The organism is Caballeronia sp. dw_276, assembly GCF_018449635.1.
In the GTDB taxonomy this organism is placed as follows: domain Bacteria; phylum Pseudomonadota; class Gammaproteobacteria; order Burkholderiales; family Burkholderiaceae; genus Caballeronia.
This window is the reverse complement of sequence record NZ_JAAVUV010000009.1, coordinates 12,389-31,810: the sequence shown is the minus strand read 5'-3', so window position 1 is coordinate 31,810 and position 19,422 is coordinate 12,389. Positions and strand designations below refer to the sequence as shown.

Sequence of the window (19,422 nt, the reverse complement as noted above, 5' to 3'; positions counted from 1 at the left end):
GACATGAGTACAGACTCGATTTCGTCGCGTGCCGACATTTGGTATGACGCAACGCGCCCGGAAGTGTCAATCGTCATATTGAACTGGAACAAGGCGCAGCTCACCATCAACTGCGTGAAGAGCCTAATGGAGCACACGCACGGAGCGCGCTACGAGATCATCGTGGTGGATAACGGCAGCCGTGCGGAAGAGTACGCATTGCTTTGTGCATTCGAGGGTCCGCACAGAGTTTTGCGGCTTGCCGTTAACCGGTTTTTCGGTGAAGGCAACAATCTTGGCTCAGAAATGGCGAAAGGGGAATTCGTCGTTTTCATGAACAACGATGTGACCGTCAACCCGGATTGGCTTGGCCCGCTTATCGAAATATTTCGTGTTGAACCGCTTTGCGGCGCGGCGGGTCCGAAGTTTGTTTATCCGCACGGGGTCTTGCAAGAAGCGGGCGCGTTGCTCGATGAACAAGGCGACGCGGTTCAGATAGGCAAATTTCAGGATCCATCCGATCCCCGCTTCAATCGCATGCGCGTGGTCGACTATGTCTCCGCTGCCTGCGTCGCCATGCGTAAAAAGGTTTTCGACCGCGTTCTCGGGTTCGACTTCATTTATGAGCCCGCTTATTATGAAGACGTCGACCTGTGTCTCAAGGTTGGAGCGCTTGGGCTTAAGACGTTTTACGTCCCTCAGTCTTGCATTGTCCATCATGAGAATGCGACGACAGGGGACCCGTCGAATGGACTCGATCTGAGTGGTCTGGTCGCGCTGAATCGAGCCAAGCTGGTTGACCGGTGGGCCCACTTTCTGAGGACAGGGCGGCACCTGGAGGCTACGCCGTCGGCCACAGCGCCGAACCTCACAGCCGCTGAGGATACCCGTCTGTCCGCAGCTATTTACACGGCGCGTCGTATCGACAATGGCGAAGCTAGCCGTTTCTTGTTTTCGATTGTTTTTGCACTTCATGCCTTGGGTTACCGTATTTCCATCGTGACGCCGGAAAGGATTTCTCCCCTGCGTATCAACCAGGTCGGCGAGGCGTTGGGCTTTCCGATCCCGCCGTTGCAACTGCTTCCGGCGGCGCAAATGCACTCGCCGGTCGAGGTGCTGGTGACGCTCGACGGCGCGAGCGAACAAACTGAAGTAATCCGTAGGCTCGCCAGAAAATGTTATCGGTTTGTTGATTCAGTCGCCGATATGTCATTCGTAGACAACAGTGAGCGTTTGATCGTGAGCGCAAGTCGGGCGCTCGCAATGTTTGTCGACGAGATTGACATCGAGGCCGGCGCAGCACGCGTCCACGTCATCAAACCCGCTGTGATTCCCGGACGTTTTACGGTCGAGCGGTCGCGAATGACGATAATTTCAGCGGGCCCGTTCACTGATGACGCTGCCTCGAGTCATCATTCGTTCATGATCGAAGCCTTTCGAAGTCTCGTGAAGCGCGGGTATCACGCCGAACTGCACTTCGTTGGATCGATGCCGCCTGACTCTGCAAGCAGACGCTACTTCGCCGAGTGCCGGGCGCTGGCTGCTGATTTGCCTGTTCATTTTCATCTTGACTCGCCCCAGGCGATCCGCAGGGCGGTCCTTGAGGGGGCATCGATCTATTGGCACGCCGGAGAGGATTCGCGATTCGGCCTGAATGTGATCGAAGCCATGTCGAGCGGCGCGATCCCGATCGTCAGGCGAGATACCTTGAATTCCCCAGACGTGGCAGCCGGTGTCAACGGGTTCAGTTTTAGCACGGAAGCTGAGCTATGCGGCTTGTCCGAGCAGCTTTTTAATGCGTCCGATGATGCCATCGCGCAGCTTCGAACCGAGGCGCGCGCCGAAGCGGATCGACACTCGATGCAAGCGTTCACCCAGGCGTGGCAAGCGCTGCTCGCCTAGCGCGTCATACGTTTGCCGAACGGCGGGATGTTCCAGGTTGGGGCGGCGCGATCGTTTATAATGATAGTTTTACCAAAAGAACCATCTAATGCATAACGTTGCATCACGGTCAGCTACAGCTGATATTGTGGCGTCGCTCAAGCGCTATTCGTTGGCTGGCATGCTAGGCTGGCAGGATGTGCGCCAGCGCTATCGCCGCTCCGCAGTCGGTCCGTTCTGGCTGACCATCAGCATGGGCGTGATGATCGGTTCAATTGGAGTCGTCTTCGGTCATATCTTTAAGTCACCTATGAGTGAATTCCTGCCGTTTTTGGCCGCGGGAATGATTCTATGGAGTTTGATTTCCTCGGTGATAAGCGAAGGCTGTACCGGCTTTATATCCGCAGAAGGCATCATCAAGCAACTGCCGATCCCTTTGAACGTTCACATACTTCGACTGCTGTGGCGCAATTTAATAATATTTGCCCATAACCTCGTGATATTTCCCCTTGTGCTTCTTGCGGTCGGCAGGCCCTTGAATCTCATTGCGCTTATCAGTATTCCGGGCCTTGCGCTGATAACAATCAATCTGATGTGGTTAGCACTGATCCTGGCGGTGATATGTGCCCGCTATAGGGATCTTCCGCAGATCGTCGCAAGCCTGCTTCAAGTTTTGTACTTTCTCACGCCAATCATGTGGCTGCCGCACAGCCTTGCGCCGGATATGCAGGCTTATTTACTGGACCTGAACCCGCTCTTTCACTTATTCGAGATATTCAGGGCACCGCTGCTTGGTCAATTGCCCACGGCGGCGAACTGGGAGGTCTCGATCGGGCTCGCGTTTGTTGGCTGGGCAGTGGCCTTATTCGTATTCGGTCGATACAAATCTCGCATTGCATACTGGGTTTGAGAATTAAGACTTATGGCGCATATTGAATTTCGTGACGTTAGCATCGACTTTCCGATCTACAACGCAAGTGGAAGATCGCTGAAGAAGCGCCTCATGCAGGTGGCCACTGGTGGACAACTTGGTGCAGACCAGCAGGGCCGCGTTGTCGTTCGCGCGCTCGAAAACCTGAACTTTTCGATCAACGATGGCGATCGCGTCGCGTTGATCGGCCACAACGGTGCGGGAAAAAGTACATTACTCAGATTGCTTAGTGGCGTCTATCAGCCTTCATCCGGGATTGCATCTATCAATGGCCAAGTAGGTTCGTTGATCGATATATCGCTTGGAATCGACCCCGAAGCGTCAGGTCGCTCAAACATCTTTTTTCGGGGCGCCTTGTTAGGGATGACCAAAGCGCAGATGAAAGACCAACTGGATGAAATCATCGAGTTTTCCGAACTCGGCGATTTTATTGACATGCCGGTCAGAACGTATTCGACGGGTATGCATCTTCGTCTCGCGTTTGCTGTCTCCACGGTGGTTCGGCCGAATATCCTCTTAATGGACGAGTGGCTTTCCGTAGGCGATGAGGGTTTCAAGATAAAAGCTGAAGCGAGACTGACTGAGCTTGTTCAGGCGACCAATATTCTGGTGATCGCGACTCACTCTCATCATATGATCAAGGCGACCTGTAACCGTGTTATTTGGCTAGAGCACGGGAAGATTCGTATGGAAGGCGCAGCAGATGAGGTTTGCGACCAATACTTTACAAGCTCGATCCCAGGTCAGAATGTTGCTCCAGCGTCTGTTGGACTGCGATAGGGAGTGTATTCACGTGGCGGTAGTTGAGGCGGAGGGTTTGCTGTGACCGCCGGCCAATGCAAGACGAATTCGAGCAAAAGTCCGGACCAACTGCGCTGCCATTTTGCCGTGGTAGCTGGCGACCCGGGGGACTAAGGTATCCGGGTTTATCTGTGTGAATAATACTGTTTCTAAAAATATTGGTTCTCCCAAGCGCGGGCGCCGGCCCGGTCGATCGATAATTGTTCCTCATCCGGCGAGAGCGGCTTGACGGTCTGCATGCTTTGGCGGAGGCTTGGCAAGCCATGACTGCGTACGCGCAGAATTGTAGGGACACGATCGAGGGCATAAGTGAGAGAGATACATCATAGTGATTTTGAACAAAGCTATGCGTCTGTTACAGACCTTAGCGAAGCATCGATTGCAGACATAGCTCGCACGCATCAGATTCCATGCCTGGCAGGCGCACTCGCCAGCATTAAAGAACTATCGGCTTACGTTGATGGTTTTGTGGTACGTCGCTATCTCTACGAAACGCTTCAATTTGGTTCATTCAACCTCAAATCACCATTGGATGGTCGTCTCGTCGCATCGAAGAGTTCCATATTTCTAGCCAACAAGAATACGTTCATATTTTTTGAAGACTTTGTGGTTGGAGTGGGTCACGTCGGGATGGGATTCCCGATCATGGCGCTAATTATTCCCCAAAAAGCACTTTTCTTTAAAATCGTCGATGACTTTTGGGGAATCAAGGAAGAGCAGTTCCCGGCGGTTGCGAGGATTTTGAGAAGCTTCGCTGAGGACAAGGGGGATGATTCACGTGAATTGCAGCTACTCTCAGGCGACCCGAATTTTGCGCACCACGCGTGGAATCAGCTTTCAGCGCTGGAGGCAATTGTAGATTGTGATTTGGCGAAATTTCCTGCGCAATTGATCAGCACTCATGAGCCCTTGGGCTCAACACAATCTCTGTTTCCGGAACTTGCTTGGTGGAACAATTATCAAGTGCCGGATTGGAAGTTGGAAGTGGTTAACAAGAAGAATCAAATGGCCTTGCCGTTGGGTGGGTCGCTTATTCAGAAAAAGCTAGTCAATAGGCTCCTCCGATTTGTAGAAAGTAACCCTAAATCGGCGAATACGCAGCGCATTGTTTTTCGGGCGAAAAATGCAATGGGTCCGATTTTATGGATGAGTCTTCGGACGCGAAATAGAACTGCTTCGAATCTTAATGAAGTCATTATCGCTATTGGAAAGCGTTTTCTTTCAGATTATCCCGGCGGCTTTATTATCTTGGACGGCCATTCTATTGGATGCGATGCTGAGACAAACCCGGGGATTGATAGAGCGGCGCAGTTAGAAGTTGTCAATTCCGATATGAGGGCGGCTGAAGAGATTGCCCTTGCTTTCGCTGAGACGGGTGAGCGACCGTCGCCGATAGAACTGGCTATTGGGCTCGAGATTTCGGAAACCATATACCTCGCCCAATTCGCGGCCTTTTACTTTTGTCATCACGGTACGGTTCAACACAAGATCGGATGGTTTTCGTCCTGTCCAGGAGTAGTACACAGTAATGTGCGAACTACGGAATCCGCACCTGCCCCTTACGTAAAGGGCCAATCGGAAGTCGCTGACTTGCCCGTCTATGTCCCAGTAAAACTGATTAGCGAAATTGTTTCAACGAGTTCAGAGAGCGACGTAGAAAACGTGCTGAAGCGTGAGAATTACAGGTTCAATGATGTTCCCGCGCTGGTACGGTTCACCTGCGACCTGATTGACATGAAGCTCTTGGGAAAGTGGCAAGTAACAACGTCGTCAGGTGACGAAGACCGGTTCAAAGGGGAGCCGGGCAATCGGGAGACGGACATGGAGGTCCGGAGCTACAAAGAGCCAAGTAAATTCAAGAAGTTGATTGAGCGGCTAAAGGGAATCATCGATTAGACAAGGACGAAAGTCTGGATTCCGTCATTGAGCACCTTACCATCCGTTTATCGTGCCGACTGAATTTCTGGGGTGTTGTGTTCCTTGTCCCTGGAGGACGCCGACGGATCTGGATAGCATGCAGCAGTGAAGCCGGTATGACCGAATCGCACGGTATTGGATAGTGCGGAGGGCCTGAAAGTTTGGGTTTTGGGCTTCTATTTTGGGGGCAAAAGCGAAAGAAACGTACGCTACAATGCGGGCTTGTCGCCTCTTTCAACCCGCTATGAGGGAAATGGTGGTTCGCCGGTCAGAACGATGCGCGGCTCCAATGGCATGGACCAGGAGGCAAAGTTGCGATGGTATCGATCGTCGTATTACAGGATCGCCACAGCGAATTTATCTTGATTCGACGTAAAGACGCACGGTTGATGGTGTCGCTCTCACCGCAACTTCACCAAAACCAAATGATGGATCTCCTAAGGGCTGTGGCGTTCAGTTCGCACGTAGGTGCACTCGGACCTCGGTGAAAATGATGAAATCATTATCGCGGACCACGATCGCCAGATGTTTTGAAAGGTCCCTTAGGGCAAGTGGCAGAGGGTTGGCAACGTTAAATCTGAAAGATTAACGTTGCGATCAAAGGTAGAAAATACCGCGAGGAGCAATGGTTGGCAACCCATGCCTAGTAAATCTAACAGCAAATGGGGTGACATATAGCCGTTATCCGCATTGACCAGATTGAAGGAAATCGAGATGGAATTTACTGGCGAACGATATGTGCCGACTGAGCAGGGCAGAATTCGTTTAGAGCACTATCATCGCTACGCGATGGTTTTGGACATGGTGCCCGGCAAGGATGTACTTGATGTCGCATCGGGAGAAGGTTACGGCTCAGCGTTGATGGCAGGTGTCGCTCGTTCCGTGTGTGGTGTCGACATCGCGATCGAGGCAGTTCAGCACGCCACCAATACGTATGCGCACAAAAGCAACCTTGAATACTTTCAAGGTTCGGCAACTCGGTTGGCGTTTCCTGACGCGTCGTTCGACGTTGTTGTTTCATTTGAAACCATCGAACATCTGAGCGAACAAGCAGAAATGCTTGCCGAAATTCGACGGGTATTGCGCGATGACGGACTGCTAATCATTTCTTCACCGAATCGCCCCATCTATTCGGAAGAGAGCGGCGAACATAACGAGTTTCATGTCAAAGAGCTTGATTTCTATGAGTTCAACGCACTCCTAAAAGCTCAATTCCCGGTTATTCAATATTTTGGCCAGCGGATAATGATGGGCTCTGTCATCCAGCCATTGCAGGGCGGCCAACATGCTTATCAAGCCTGGCATGATGACGGCACGTCGATCAAGCCTCAAACAGGCACCCTGAACTCGCCTGTTTATTTTGTCGCGCTATGTGGCGCAAACAAGGCAACGGTGTTGCCGGCAGTCACTGCCTCAGTTGCGTATCCGGACAAGCTTGATTTGGTCAAGCACTATGTCGGTTTCGCGAAGTGGGCGAAGTCGCTCGATGTCGTCGTAGCCGAACGTTCGCAACAAATAAATACTTTGTCTGACGTGTTAGCCGAGCGGGACCAGCAGATTCAAAGCTTGAGCGATCTTCTCGCCCAACGAGACGACCAGATTGAGCACTTGAATGCGCTATTAACGAAGGACGGTCAGGAGATTTCCAATCTCAACAGATCTGTCGAAGAAAAGGATAAGCGCATACACGGGCTGACTCTCGATCTCAGCCAGCATAAGCGTCAAATCACCGGAATTAGAAAGTTTCTCGCTAATCGGGACGAACAGTTCAACGGCGTCAGACATGCTTTTGAAGAGCGCGATGGTCAGGTTACTCAATTACTCAGTGAAAAAGCCCAGCTTGAGACGGCTCTTCATGCTTTGAGCACCAACCGAGACGCGCTCATACATAGCAGTTCGTGGAAGCTGACCTGGCCGATACGCGAGATCAAACGATGGATTGCGGTTCCCCGCAAGCAAACCAGACGCTATATCGACGCTGGACGCCGGCTTACCGGTCGGCAGGCCAGTTTGCGGCAAGCGCCTGCGAATGTTCCAGAGGTGCAGCAGCCGCAACTGGAAGTTCGGACGGCAGCTATCGGTTCAGGCGGCACCAATGTTGCTGATTTGATGCGAGAGGCCAGCTTTGTCAACTTGCTTTCAGTATCGGAAGAACCGCTTGTCTCAGTAATCATCCCCATCTATGGGAAGATTGATTACACGCTTCGCTGCCTTGTTTCGATAGGAAAGAATCCCCCAACGGCGCCGTATGAAATCGTCGTAGTCGATGATTGCTCGCCGGATAATTCTCTTGAGATCCTGAAGTCTATCAAGACAATCCGCGTGATCACCAATGCCAGGAATCTGGGCTTTGTGCGTTCGTGTAATGAGGGCGCGAAGGCGGCAAAGGGAGAGTATCTTCATTTCCTGAATAACGACACCGAAGTAAGCGAAGACTGGCTCGATTCGATGCTCGACGTGTTCAAGGAAAAAAGCGATTGCGGAATGGTCGGTTCGAAACTTGTTTATCCTGACGGACGACTGCAAGAGGCTGGGGGAATAATCTGGAAAGACGCTTCGGCATGGAATTTCGGCCGTCTGGATGACCCGAACAAGAGCATCTACAACTACCTTAAGCCGGTCGATTATTGCTCGGGCGCCTCTTTGCTGGTCCGCGCCGACTTGTTCGAGAGTGTGGGTCGCTTTGGCGAAAGGTATGTGCCTGCGTATTACGAAGATGTCGACCTTGCATTCAAGATTCGCGAGAGCGGCAAAGTTCTGTATTACCAACCGCGCTCTGTCATCACCCATTTCGAAGGCATTTCGAATGGCATCGATACAGGAGCCGGTATCAAGGCTCATCAGGTTGCGAATCAAGGTAAATTATTTGACCGCTGGCGATCAGTACTTGAACGCGATCACTTTCCTAATGGCGAGCAGGTTTTCAAGGCGCGTGACCGCAGCCAGGCGTTGAAGACAATTTTAGTGGTTGACCATTACATACCCCAGCCGGATCGTGACGCGGGCTCTCGCTGCATGATCTGCTACATGAATCAGTTCCTTGCGTTGGGATACCACGTCGTGTTCTGGCCGCAAAATCTCGCACATGACAAAGATTACGCGCTCCCACTCCAGGCGCTTGGAATTGAAGTGATTTACGGAGGCGAGTATGTGCGTGGCTTTGATAGCTGGATCCAGGAAAATGGTCGATACATCGACGTAGCATTTCTGAGCCGGCCTCATATCAGTGCGGAGTTTATTCCTGGCCTGAACGCTTACTCACATGCAAAGCTTCTTTACTTTGGTGTCGATCTCCACTTTGCGCGCGCCCTCAAAGAGTTTGAAGTTACTGGAGATCGGCGATTGCTCGCCGAGGCAGATTACATTCGCGAAGAAGAAATGAAGATCTGGAAGAGCGTCGATGTTGTTTATTATCCGTCTTACACGGAGACTGAGACGGTGCTCTCAATGATGCCGGATATTCGCGCCCGGACCTTGCCCGCGTACTACTATGCGCCGTTGGCGGAAACGCCCCCGTTACCTGGCACGCGAAAAGATCTGCTATTTGTCGCCGGCTTCGGACATCCACCCAACGTGGATGCTGCGGTGTGGCTTGTCACGGAGATTTTGCCGCTGATCCGCCAACGGTTCCCGACTATTCATTTGACGTTAGTTGGATCTAATCCGACAGCGAAAGTGCTCGAGCTTGCTTCTGACACGATTGACGTAACGGGCTATGTCACAGACGCGCAACTTAAGCGGTACTACGACGAAACGCGCGTTGCCGTTGTACCGTTGCGTTTTGGTGCGGGCGTAAAGAACAAAGTGGTCGAGGCAATGCACAACGGTGCTGCATTAGTGACCACTTCAATTGGCGCACAGGGATTGCCTTTAGTCGAAGGGTCGATACCCGTCATTGACGATGCACGGCTTTTCGCAGAGGAAGTTTGCCGCCTGCTGCAAGACGATCAATACGCAACACAGGTCTCAGCGGCGGGGCGTGCTTATGTGCGCGAGCACTACTCCTTTGAGGCAATGCGCGACGTTCTAATTGCCGACTTGTGAGTGCAAGGACTGAATCTGCGAGGCTGAATGGTTGTTCATCCTCGCGAGGTTCAGTTCTGAACAGGGCCGTAATGCTCAGATTCTCGAGCATTAAATAACGCCCTCAAACGATCAAGTTGATCTCTAACCGCGGCGTCGGATTCGCCTCCGGAAAGTTTGGCAAACGCTTCGTGAACTGCAAATGCCAATTCTTCGATTGGATCGCTGGCGTTGCGAGGAACTTCGCCTTTTTGATTTTTGAGGTCGCTCTCTAGAAATATATCGACCTCATGTTCACTTTTTCCGGAAAGCTGAAAAGGCACATTCAGGCGATCACTGACAAAGGCCACGGTCTGGCGCCAGTCCTTCAAGAGCGCGTTGTAGGAAACAAACGCGCGGGGACGAAACCGCGTCTGGAATTCCGCATCCAGATGGTTGCGAATGTAGTAGAGAAGACCCTGCTCGATTGATGAGCCGTCGCGTGCCTTGAGGGATGCGGCCACCTCGAGCGGGCTGCGATCAATGAAGCAGAATAAGGGCCTCGAATCCAATTTCTTGAAGACCTCATTCCACAGCGGAAGCATCCTGCACATCCTCGGCTCTTTCAGCACCGACAGCGGCGCCTTGTCATAGTTTGCAATGAACAACGAAACAAGTTCGTCCCGCGATCGCACTGCATCGGGGGACGAAAACCACGACGGCGGAAATTCCCGCCAGTCGCTCCAGCTGCTTCCAACGGTTGCGAGGATTTTATCGTGACAGGCCGCAATATCTTCGGGCTCGAAATACCCTTTTTTGTTGGCCCAGTTAGCAGCCATCAAGGTCTTCGGTAGCGTGCATCCCACGATTCCGAGCGTCCCAGCCAACGCAGACGTCCCGCTTCGGGCTCCTAGGACCGTGACAATTTGGCGATTCAATATCATTTTTAAGTTCCCGGAACACGAACCAGTAGTTTAGCAACGTGCTCGTGCTATCGAACCGCATGTGGCCTGGACCGCTTCTACCGATGTGGTTTTGAATCAGTTTGAGGTCAGTTGCTTAGGCTTCGTGTTTTGTATAGCCGGGGCATGTCGTTGTGCCGTGACCAACTTATGGCCCATTCGTATCATCGGTTCTCTATCCATCGGTATAAACAATCTGATGCCACCAGCGCCACGATGAAACAGACCGGAAGAAATAGAGGGCCAAAGTGGATTTGGGGCAGTAACCCTTGGACGGCCTGCGCTGCCAGCAACTCGATCAGATACATCGAGTAAGAGCGGCGACCGACGAAAACAAACGGGCGTGAGCCGATCACTGTCTGAGCAATGGTTTCTGAGACAAGGGCAGGGATCAACAGGGCGATCAAAAGCCCGTACGCGACAATGAGCTGGGCAAGTCCGATTTTTTCAGCGATCCAGATCGACTTCCAGTGCACTATGCATAGGACGGTGACGAGGCTGAATACAGCCGTGTTTGTCGCGAGTACGCGCACGAGATCGTAGGTCTTCCGATAATTCAAAATCACAGCAGCCGCGCAGCCAAACAGCATCACCTGATACTGAAACGGCTGAATCCAATCGACGTGGAACCCTTTGAACCACGACAGCGCCAAAACGGAGATGCACGCAATTACCAGAATGAATCTTGTTCTCGCAACCATGCCCGCAGCAGCCAGTATTGCCGGCCACAAGAAATAAAACTTCCATTCAATACCGAGCGTCCAAGTCATTTTCAACGGGGCGAACGGGGCGAACTCATTTAAGAAGGTAAGGTAATAGGGCGATGCCGCTTTCATGTTCGCCCATGAGTCATCTGCTGCGAGATAACTCTGGCCCATTACCATCACGTACACGAGCAAAAACATCGGCAATATTCGAAACGCGCGGCGAATATAAAATGCGCGTAGCGCAATCGATCCGGATAAATCCCGCTCACGTAACAGTAAGGTTGTAATTAGGTACCCCGAAAGTACAAAGAACATTTGCACGCCCAGCCAGCCGGATAGGTGCCCCCAGGTTTCGCCACCGAAATGAAGCGAAAATACGAGAAAAATGGCCACCGCGCGTAGCCCGTCAAGCGCGGAAAATTGTCTTGTTGCACGGTATTGGTCAAACGTTACCGGCGGCTGCTTACCCATGACCCACTGCATGGACCTTCCACAAATTAGTTAATTGAAAAAGCAACTCGACCAACAATGTGTTCGAGTTGTTCTTGGTCGGTCCCAACAATTAATTGATATCGAGAAAAAGAGTAAGGTCTTCTGGGTGCTGCATCAGCGAGTGGGACGAAATCACTGGGACGTCATCCCACAGCTTACGAATTGTGTGCTTTTCGAGATCCATGGCGCGCAAATCGTCGACCACGCCGCTATAGCGCTCGCTAAGGACAGTAGATTCCGGATTCAGGTTCGATACCACGACAAGTCCGGTTGGCGCGCAGTCCAGCAGCAGAATCTTTAAATCTGGACGGTGGGCCTGCAGCAGGGGCACCACTTTCCATACGTCGCCCGTCCATGCACCGGCCCAGTGGCCTTCCGCTTCATCGCCGGCCTCATGGGTACGCATTGCCATACGCGCGTTGAATGGAAAACAGTCGTGCATGAAGATAAGCGAACGACGGTGGCACAAACGCTCGGTATTCATAAAATCCCGGAGCAAATATTCACTCCGATGCATGCCATCAAGAAAGCATATATCCGGGCCGGATTTGAAAATTCCGCGCAGATCGTTTTGCTTAAAAAAATCGTCAGAGGGTGTCTGATAAAAATGCGTTTCTGCGCGGGTGCCGATCACGTCCTGATCCAGCATGAAGTGCGGATCTACGCATACAGCCGGGCAACTGAAAGCTTTCACTGATCTGCCCAGATGTGTTCCGACCTCAAAGTAGGCTTTCGGGCGAAGCTGCGCATCAACAAATTTAAAGAAGTCGGTGTATAAAACGCCATCGGCCAAAAGCGACGTGCGGTCTTGCATCAAGTGTCTGGTCGGTGCGCGTTGCGAAGCGAGTGAAGGGGGGGCCTGCGGGACGCTTTCGTCCTGGGTAGTAGCTGGAGGCGCCGGACGCGGCGCGATTTGTGCGGCACGGCGAACGGCATTTCTTAAGACGGCTGGCATATCTGTCATAGCATTCAGTCCTTAGCTAATGAACATTCTGTACCAAGAGCCGCGGTATTACGCGGAGGGTCGTAGGTGTAACCGCTACATATCAATCAGCGAAATAATGTGCTAATCATTTCATAGAATCCTTCTAACGCAGGATTCTCAACGCGCATATTACTAGATTATTTTGAGGTCATAATTCCTTTGAATAGGCTGCACATCTTCACCCCTTTGAAATTTCCGTGAATGGTGCCGATACAGGGGGAGGGGGATATTTATCAGGCGCTGCTGGACGGAACAAAGCTGAAGGTATTTTCGATCGGAATTCTTTATTCAGTTGTCCGATAAAAATCGCTCGTTCGCTGAGGGACGCATGTGCAAGGCCGCATCCCGGTGATGGCAATCTAGGTTTGTCGCTTACGGAAAACCCACAAGTGCGAGCCAAAAAAGTTAAAAAGCATTCCCCCAGCAGACCCAAACGCGAGCGGTATCACCGGGTACGCTTTGAGACTCGGAAAATAAAAGAGGGAGACCGAGAAGATGCCCAGGTTGATCAGTGCGCCTACGCCCTGAACCGAGAGGTAACTGAGGTACTCGTTTGTTTTGGTCGTCGTCCTTGGGCCGTTGGCCTTGAACACCCATTGGCGATTCAGCATCCACGTGACGAACACGGCTACTGTGAACGAGATAAGCCGAGACACATAGACGTTCACGCCCATCTTGGAAGACAACAACGTCAAGATCCCGGCGTCAACCGCGAAGCCGATCCCCCCCACGACGCCGAAGCTGAAGATTTTCTTTATCAATGCTCGATTCATCGAGATTCGAGCCGCCGCTCATCGTTCACTGACCTCAACAGAAATCTTTCGGCCGCCATTCGCTCCTGATGCACAACGGTATCGAGTATGAGACCGACGCCAAGAATCATCATGGCGGCCACGCTGACCGCGGACGAAAGGATCGCAAGTGGCACGTGATAAATGTAACGGTACCGGATCCAGTCGTCGAAAACGGGAATGGCAATCAACACACTCAGCGACGCGAAGACGACGGCGAGCGTCCCGAAGAAAAAGAGCGGCCGGTAGTATCGCAGGATCTGCGCGATGGTGAAAAGAACGCGCGCTCCGTCGGGCAGCGTTTGCAGCTTCGATACGCTCCCCGCAGGCCGGTCCTTGTATTCCACCGGCACTTCAACAATGCGAAACCGCTGATGCAACGCATGCAGTGTCATGTCGGTCTCGATCTGGAATCCCTCGACCAGAATTGGATACGACTTCACGAAGCGGCGGTTGAACACACGATACCCGCTCATGATGTCGGCCAGTTTCGCGCTAAAGAAGCGGTTGACCATTCCCTGGACGAGCGCATTTCCGAAACCATGCAGGGGCCGGTCGTTTTCTTGAGCGTAGTGGCCGCCCGAGTGTCTGTCGCCCACGGTCATATCGGCTTTACCTGCGAGAACTGGCTGGATCAAGTCGTGCACCCGGTCGGCCGGGTAGGTCATGTCCGCGTCGGAGAGGACGTAGATATCGGCATCGATTTCCATGAATGCGCGTCGCAGCGCATTACCTTTGCCTTGCCGTTTCTCCGTCAGCACCGCTCCGGGACATCCAAGCTCTCGAAGCGTTGACGTAGCAATGGTGTTGGTCGCATCCCTGGAGTTGTTGTCGATTACGTAGAGTGCCGCGCTGGGCAGTTCCTTATGGAACGCGATCATTGTGTCGGCGAGCGTTGCTTCTTCGTTATAAGCCGGAAGCACTATCGCAATCTTGGGTGCGTTGACTGGTTTCATATTTCTGTCTTCTGTGGCGTAGGGATCAGGGGTTAATCGCAACGCGTTTTTGTGGAAGATGCCTACGGACGAGAGCAAACGCCACCCAATTTGCGACGGTCAGCATACCGGGGCGCCCATTGGGCAGCCAACGTCACGTTTCAGTTTCGGCCTGCCGAGCGACAGGTGATAGTCGCCGACAAATACTTTGAGCTCGGTGGTTGAGACCTTGATCGCCGGCGCAGGCCTAAATACAATCTCGCTCCCGCTGGCCGGATGGATCAGCAAAAGGCGAACGCCCCACGGGGCGGGCACCAGACGAAAATCGCGCGTCAGGGAAAGTGTCCGCCCATCAATGGTGAGCCGATGCGGCCCGAAATAGATCTCTGTGAATCCTCCCGATACGCCTTGAAGGTCGATGAAATCGATCTCCTTTGCGGAAGAGGCCGCTACATGTATTTTTATGTCCTGCACGGCAGTGTCCGTGCTGACTTCGCTCGATGCGAGCGACTCGTGTGCCGAGAAACGCAGTGAGCAAATCGCGAGGCCGACTATGCAGATAGTGGCAAGCCGAATCGCCACCGTACGCGCCGGCGAACTTTTTAGCGGAAGCTCTTCGTTAGTGGCGGCCAGCACCCATCGAACGAGCAACCACGCAAACAACATCAAGTAAGGAAACATCCATTTGAAGTAGTGAATGTTCTTGAACCGCCAGACGCCGTTTGGCAGCAGGTCTCCATAGGGTGCGTAGAGACAAAAATGGAAAACAATCGCAAGTGCGAGGATGCGTAACAGCGCATCACCTCGCACGAGGAACACCAGTAATCCGAGGATCGAAAGAAGTATCCAGGGATACTTCGACACGATCGACGAACCCGGCTCCAGAAAGTAAGTGTTCGCGTCGAAGAGGAGCGAGAAGGCTTTGTGCGCCAATTCGCCGACGATGTACCCGCTGCTCGTTGCTGTGGACTTGATATAGCCGCCAAGCGGGCTTCCAAAGACATGCGCGTTGTATATGGCGAACAACGCGACGCCGACGGCCAGGCCGCATCCCAGCGCGACACAGGTCAATAAGGCTCGCTGCAAACGGCGTCCGTCCGGCAATTGCCGGTCGCGCCTGAATTGCAAAATCAGATAGCTGGGAAAGAAGATTGCAGCGAGGCCCGCATCTACAGGCCTGAGAATGACCAGCAGCCCGAAGATCGCGGAAAAGCAAAATGCACTGAGGAAAGTCTTGAACGCATCTTGCGGTTGCGTTTGAGCGATACCGCAATGGAGTCGCATCAGCATCAGTACCACTGCTGAATAAATTGTGATCGTTCCCGCTGTGGACCAAGGTATCGCGAAGTTTTCCATGATCGGCGGGTTGAAGTAAATCGCTACCGCCACTACCGCAAAGGTCTCTATCCGCGAGATATATCGGGATGCAAACTTGAGGAATGTATAAATGAATACGACAAACGCCGCTCCGTCGAAGAAGAAAAACGGATGAACCGGAATCCAATGATAAAACGCAGCACCAATCAACGGATAAAGTGGAGGGTAGTAGTGACGAGCCGGCGCCAGGTCGCGCGCGAGCCACGACTTGGCGGACAGCAGATACTGTGACTGATCGAACCAGCCCCACCATCCTTCCGGATAGCTGAGATTATTTCCCGGCAAAGCGGGATTTACCAAGTACGCGTACGTGTAGACGATCGCTGCCGACCACAGAAAAACCCATGTAGGAACCGGCGTTCGTCTCAGGGCCGCGAACAGTTTTTGTATTGAATTTAATTGCATATCTGATCGTTGTGTTCGCGTCGCCGCTGGATCTGCCCGCGGAGTTGGCATTGTTTAGCTTTGTACATGACGTGACTACTTTTGCTGGCTTTGCTGGCAGTACTTTCAGTCGTGCACTGCCACAAGCTGCCTGTACAAATCCACATAGGCGTCCGCCATTTTATCGGCGGTAAAAAGCGTCTTGAAGCGTGCCTTGGCGTTCACGGCAAACCGCTGCGTCAGGGCTTCATCCCCCCACAACCTCCCCATCGCCTCCCTCAACGCCCCCGGATCACTCGCCGGCACCACTAGCCCCGTCTCCCCATCCACATTCACATACGACGTCCCGGTTCCGATCTCGGTCGAGATCATCGCTTTCCCAAACATCGCAGCTTCCAGCAACGAGATCCCGAACGCCTCGGACCTCAAATGCGACGGAAACGTCAGCGCATGACATAGCGTGAGGAGGGCGATCTTGTCGTCGTCGCCTACCGGCCCGACAAAATCCACGTTGTTCAGCTTCAACCGTTCAGCTTGCGCCCGCAGGTCCCGCTCCACGGGCCCTGCACCAACGATCACCGCCCGAAACTCCGTACCCTGCAGCGCATCGAGCAGCACGTGCAGACCCTTGTAATACCGCAGATTCCCGACAAACAGGAAAAACTTCGGCCGCGCGCGCTCGCGCCAATACTGCAACTTTTCGGCCGTAGGCTTCGCGTACGAACTCTCATCCAGCCCGATCGGAATCACCTCGACCTTGTCCCGATACCGCTGCAACACCTCGCTCGTCGCCAGGTAATTCGGCGACGTCGTCACGATCCTGTCCACGCTCGCGAGAAACCTGTCACGCAGCGGCTTGTAAAACTGCAGCAACACCTTCTGCCGCACGATATCCGAGTGATACGTCACGATCGACGGCTTGTGCACACGCGAAGCGAAGTGCACGACGTCGGCGAACGGCCACGGGAAATGATAGTGAATCAGGTCGGCGTGCTCGGCCAGTTCGCGAAAGCGCCGGAACGCCGCAAGCGAGAACGCCGACGACGCAATCTCCACATCGAGCTTCGCCCGATGGTGCATGTGATCGCCGAAGTCGACCGTGCTCGTGTCCTTCGATACGGTCAGCACCTCGCTCGTCACGCCGCGTTTCGCGGCGCCCGAACAGATCTGGCCGATGAGTTCCTCGACGCCACCCATCGAATCGGGCTTGTACGTCTTATAAAAGTGTAAAACGCGCATAAATCCCGCTAAGGGGCCGGCGTACTAAATCATGCCGGCAATAAGGCAAAGCAAAGCGCCGCCGCGGACTCTTCGTCCCTCGGCGGCGTTCGCCTAACGACGCTAGAAGCAAATCAGGCCGGCACGCGCCCATAAACGTCCTCGAAGCGAACGATGTCATCCTCTCCGAGATACTCGCCGCATTGCACTTCGATCAGCACCAGATCCATCACGCCTGGATTGATCAGCCGATGCTTGTGACCTGCCGGAATATAAGTCGACTCATTCGGCTGCAGCGAAATGATCTGCTCGCCATTGACAATGTCGGCGCAACCGCTGACCACGATCCAGTGCTCGCTGCGGTGATGATGCATCTGCAGCGAAAGCTGGGCATTCGGCTTCACCACAATTCGCTTCATCTTGAAGCGATCGCCTTCTTCCAGCACGGTGTACGTGCCCCACGGGCGATGCACCGTCCGGTGCAGTCTGTATGCATCGTGATTGACCTTCTTGAGCTTGGTGACGATCTGCTTCACGTCCTGCGCCCGTTCGCGTGTTGCGATCAACAGGGCATCGGCGGTATCGACCACGATCAGATCCTGCACGCCAACCGCGCCGATCATCCGGCCGTTTTCGCTGCGGATAAAACAGTTGTCGACCTCGTACAGCTCGGCGCCGCCGTGAATGCGGTTGCCGCGTGTATCGGGCGCGGTCAGTTCGCTGATCGCAAGCCACGAGCCGATATCGCTCCAACCCATCTCACACGGCACGACGTTCACGTTGTCCGAACGCTCCATGACCGCATAGTCGATGGAAATGTCTGCCGCTCGCCCAAACTGCGCGCCATCGAGCTCGACGGTGTAACCGTCTTTCGAGGTGCTGCGCTTTGCTTCGGTCACTGCGGCAATGGACGGCTCGAGGACCGCTGGCGCATGCTTGGCGAGTTCGGCAAGCATGGTCTCTGCGGTAAAGCAGAACATGCCTGCGTTCCACAAGTGCCGGCCGTCGGCCACGAGTTCTTCGGCCACGCTCAACTGCGGCTTTTCGACAAACCGCACCACTTTGTGGACGGCGTCCGCGCCCGGCAGCGGCGCGCTTTCGAATTCGATATAGCCATAGCCCGTTTCAGGCGTGGTCGGACGGATGCCGAAGGTGACAATCCGGCCTTCTTGCGCTGCCCGGGCCGCGTGCTGCACGGCAACGCCGAACGCGGCTTCGTCTTCCACCAGTTGGTCGGCGGGCATGACGAGCATGATTGCGTCCGCGCCATGCTGCTCGCGCACCACTTCCGCGGCTACGCCAATGGCCGCAGCGGTGTTGCGGGCCGATGGTTCGAGGATGAAGCCCAGCTTGCTCACACTCGACTCGGCTTCGACGCACTCGTCCTTGGTCAGGAAGTAAGTTTCCCGATTGGTAACGATGACCACTTCATCGGCGTTTGCCACATGCGAAGCACGTAAGAATGTCTTCTGCAAAAGACTTTGCCCATCGGCCAGCTTCAATAGCGGCTTTGGGAAGGCCTCGCGGGACACCGGCCACAGGCGGGTACCTGCGCCCCCACAAATAATCACGGGAATGATGTTCATTTACGGCTCGAGTAAGACTGAATTGGGCTCGGAAGCAGCAATTTTAGCGGATTTCGGAATGACGATGCCCCTTTGCGGAACAACTAGTTACCGTTGTTGCAGCACGGGAACCGCGCTTGACTCGTCGATTTGCGCCTGGTTTGTTACTGTGTGGGCAACTTTGGTGAACAGTGGTTTCCTCGTGTGGACGTTCACGGGTACTCAGGAGCGTCAAGCCGCAAAGCGCCCACCGGGCAGCCGGGGCGGATATGCAAAGCCGGGGAAAGGAAAGGCCGCTGTGTTAAATTTCGAGGTTTCGTCCGGGGTGGGCGAAGCGCGTGAAACGCGGCGAGGAAGCTTTCAAGGCCGCACGAAACCTGTCCAAACGGTCAGCGATAGGGCAGCGATGGGCTTTGCATGCTGGTTACGGTTTCAACCGCGGCTGTATTCGCCAGAGAAGTATTCGCAGATAACGGCCGATGGTGCAAAAACTGC

At 53.6% G+C, this 19,422-nt stretch carries 13 protein-coding genes; 5 read left to right on the top strand and 8 right to left on the bottom strand.

What is annotated here, in order from left to right; genetic code table 11:
• The first annotated feature begins 3 nt into the window (after positions 1-3).
• The 5 genes from HB633_RS19400 to HB633_RS19380 all read left to right on the top strand — a co-directional run bounded on the left by HB633_RS19400 (position 4) and on the right by HB633_RS19380 (position 9,553).
• A complete protein-coding gene (locus tag HB633_RS19400; protein WP_255581017.1) occupies positions 4-1,881 on the top strand; it encodes a glycosyltransferase in 1,878 nt (625 codons plus the stop codon).
• An 88-nt stretch (positions 1,882-1,969) separates the two neighbouring features.
• Entirely contained in the window at positions 1,970-2,770 is an 801-nt protein-coding gene (locus HB633_RS19395; protein WP_255581016.1) for an ABC transporter permease, read from the top strand.
• Between the two features lie 12 nt (positions 2,771-2,782).
• Positions 2,783-3,571, top strand: a complete 789-nt coding sequence (locus HB633_RS19390; protein ID WP_213779815.1) for an ABC transporter ATP-binding protein — start codon at positions 2,783-2,785, stop codon at positions 3,569-3,571.
• Between the two features lie 330 nt (positions 3,572-3,901).
• Positions 3,902-5,488 (top strand): hypothetical protein, encoded by a 1,587-nt coding sequence (locus HB633_RS19385; protein WP_213779814.1) that lies wholly within the window; start codon positions 3,902-3,904, stop codon positions 5,486-5,488.
• Positions 5,489-6,223: 735 nt separating this feature from the next.
• On the top strand, positions 6,224-9,553 hold the full coding sequence (locus HB633_RS19380; RefSeq protein ID WP_213779813.1) for a glycosyltransferase: 3,330 nt from the start codon (positions 6,224-6,226) through the stop codon (positions 9,551-9,553).
• A gap of 50 nt (positions 9,554-9,603) precedes the next feature.
• Here the strand turns inward: HB633_RS19380 and HB633_RS19375 are convergent, their stop codons facing one another.
• From HB633_RS19375 to HB633_RS19340, 8 genes are all read right to left on the bottom strand, one after another.
• Entirely contained in the window at positions 9,604-10,350 is a 747-nt protein-coding gene (locus HB633_RS19375; RefSeq protein ID WP_213779812.1) for a hypothetical protein, read from the bottom strand.
• Between the two features lie 287 nt (positions 10,351-10,637).
• A complete protein-coding gene (locus tag HB633_RS19370) occupies positions 10,638-11,663 on the bottom strand; it encodes an acyltransferase (protein ID WP_213779811.1) in 1,026 nt (341 codons plus the stop codon).
• A 79-nt stretch (positions 11,664-11,742) separates the two neighbouring features.
• Positions 11,743-12,636, bottom strand: coding sequence for a hypothetical protein (locus tag HB633_RS19365; RefSeq protein WP_213779810.1), 894 nt, complete (start codon positions 12,634-12,636; stop codon positions 11,743-11,745).
• A gap of 380 nt (positions 12,637-13,016) precedes the next feature.
• The gene (locus HB633_RS19360) at positions 13,017-13,430 is read right to left on the bottom strand and encodes a GtrA family protein (RefSeq protein WP_213779809.1); all 414 of its coding nucleotides are present in this window, start codon (positions 13,428-13,430) and stop codon (positions 13,017-13,019) included.
• Complete coding sequence (locus HB633_RS19355) at positions 13,427-14,404, bottom strand: glycosyltransferase family 2 protein (protein ID WP_213779808.1); 978 nt, start codon at positions 14,402-14,404, stop codon at positions 13,427-13,429. The genes HB633_RS19360 and HB633_RS19355 overlap by 4 nt, the downstream gene beginning before the upstream one ends.
• Before the next feature lie 99 nt (positions 14,405-14,503).
• Positions 14,504-16,165: a hypothetical protein gene (locus HB633_RS19350; protein ID WP_213779807.1), complete on the bottom strand. Its 1,662-nt coding sequence runs from the start codon at positions 16,163-16,165 to the stop codon at positions 14,504-14,506.
• 105 nt (positions 16,166-16,270) lie between these two features.
• Entirely contained in the window at positions 16,271-17,383 is a 1,113-nt protein-coding gene (locus tag HB633_RS19345) for a glycosyltransferase family 4 protein (protein WP_213779806.1), read from the bottom strand.
• Positions 17,384-17,496: 113 nt separating this feature from the next.
• Positions 17,497-18,948, bottom strand: coding sequence for a mannose-1-phosphate guanylyltransferase/mannose-6-phosphate isomerase (locus HB633_RS19340; RefSeq protein WP_213779805.1), 1,452 nt, complete (start codon positions 18,946-18,948; stop codon positions 17,497-17,499).
• Between the last annotated feature and the right edge of the window lie 474 nt (positions 18,949-19,422).

Coding starts and splice junctions, on each gene's coding strand:
- HB633_RS19400 (WP_255581017.1), top strand. CDS start 4: ATGAGTACAGACTCGATTTCGTCGCGTGCCGACATTTGGTATGACGCA.
- HB633_RS19395 (WP_255581016.1), top strand. CDS start 1,970: ATGCATAACGTTGCATCACGGTCAGCTACAGCTGATATTGTGGCGTCG.
- HB633_RS19390 (WP_213779815.1), top strand. CDS start 2,783: ATGGCGCATATTGAATTTCGTGACGTTAGCATCGACTTTCCGATCTAC.
- HB633_RS19380 (WP_213779813.1), top strand. CDS start 6,224: ATGGAATTTACTGGCGAACGATATGTGCCGACTGAGCAGGGCAGAATT.
- HB633_RS19375 (WP_213779812.1), bottom strand. CDS start 10,350: ATGGCTGCTAACTGGGCCAACAAAAAAGGGTATTTCGAGCCCGAAGAT.
- HB633_RS19370 (WP_213779811.1), bottom strand. CDS start 11,663: ATGCAGTGGGTCATGGGTAAGCAGCCGCCGGTAACGTTTGACCAATAC.
- HB633_RS19365 (WP_213779810.1), bottom strand. CDS start 12,636: ATGACAGATATGCCAGCCGTCTTAAGAAATGCCGTTCGCCGTGCCGCA.
- HB633_RS19360 (WP_213779809.1), bottom strand. CDS start 13,430: ATGAATCGAGCATTGATAAAGAAAATCTTCAGCTTCGGCGTCGTGGGG.
- HB633_RS19355 (WP_213779808.1), bottom strand. CDS start 14,404: ATGAAACCAGTCAACGCACCCAAGATTGCGATAGTGCTTCCGGCTTAT.
- HB633_RS19350 (WP_213779807.1), bottom strand. CDS start 16,165: ATGCAATTAAATTCAATACAAAAACTGTTCGCGGCCCTGAGACGAACG.
- HB633_RS19345 (WP_213779806.1), bottom strand. CDS start 17,383: ATGCGCGTTTTACACTTTTATAAGACGTACAAGCCCGATTCGATGGGT.
- HB633_RS19340 (WP_213779805.1), bottom strand. CDS start 18,948: ATGAACATCATTCCCGTGATTATTTGTGGGGGCGCAGGTACCCGCCTG.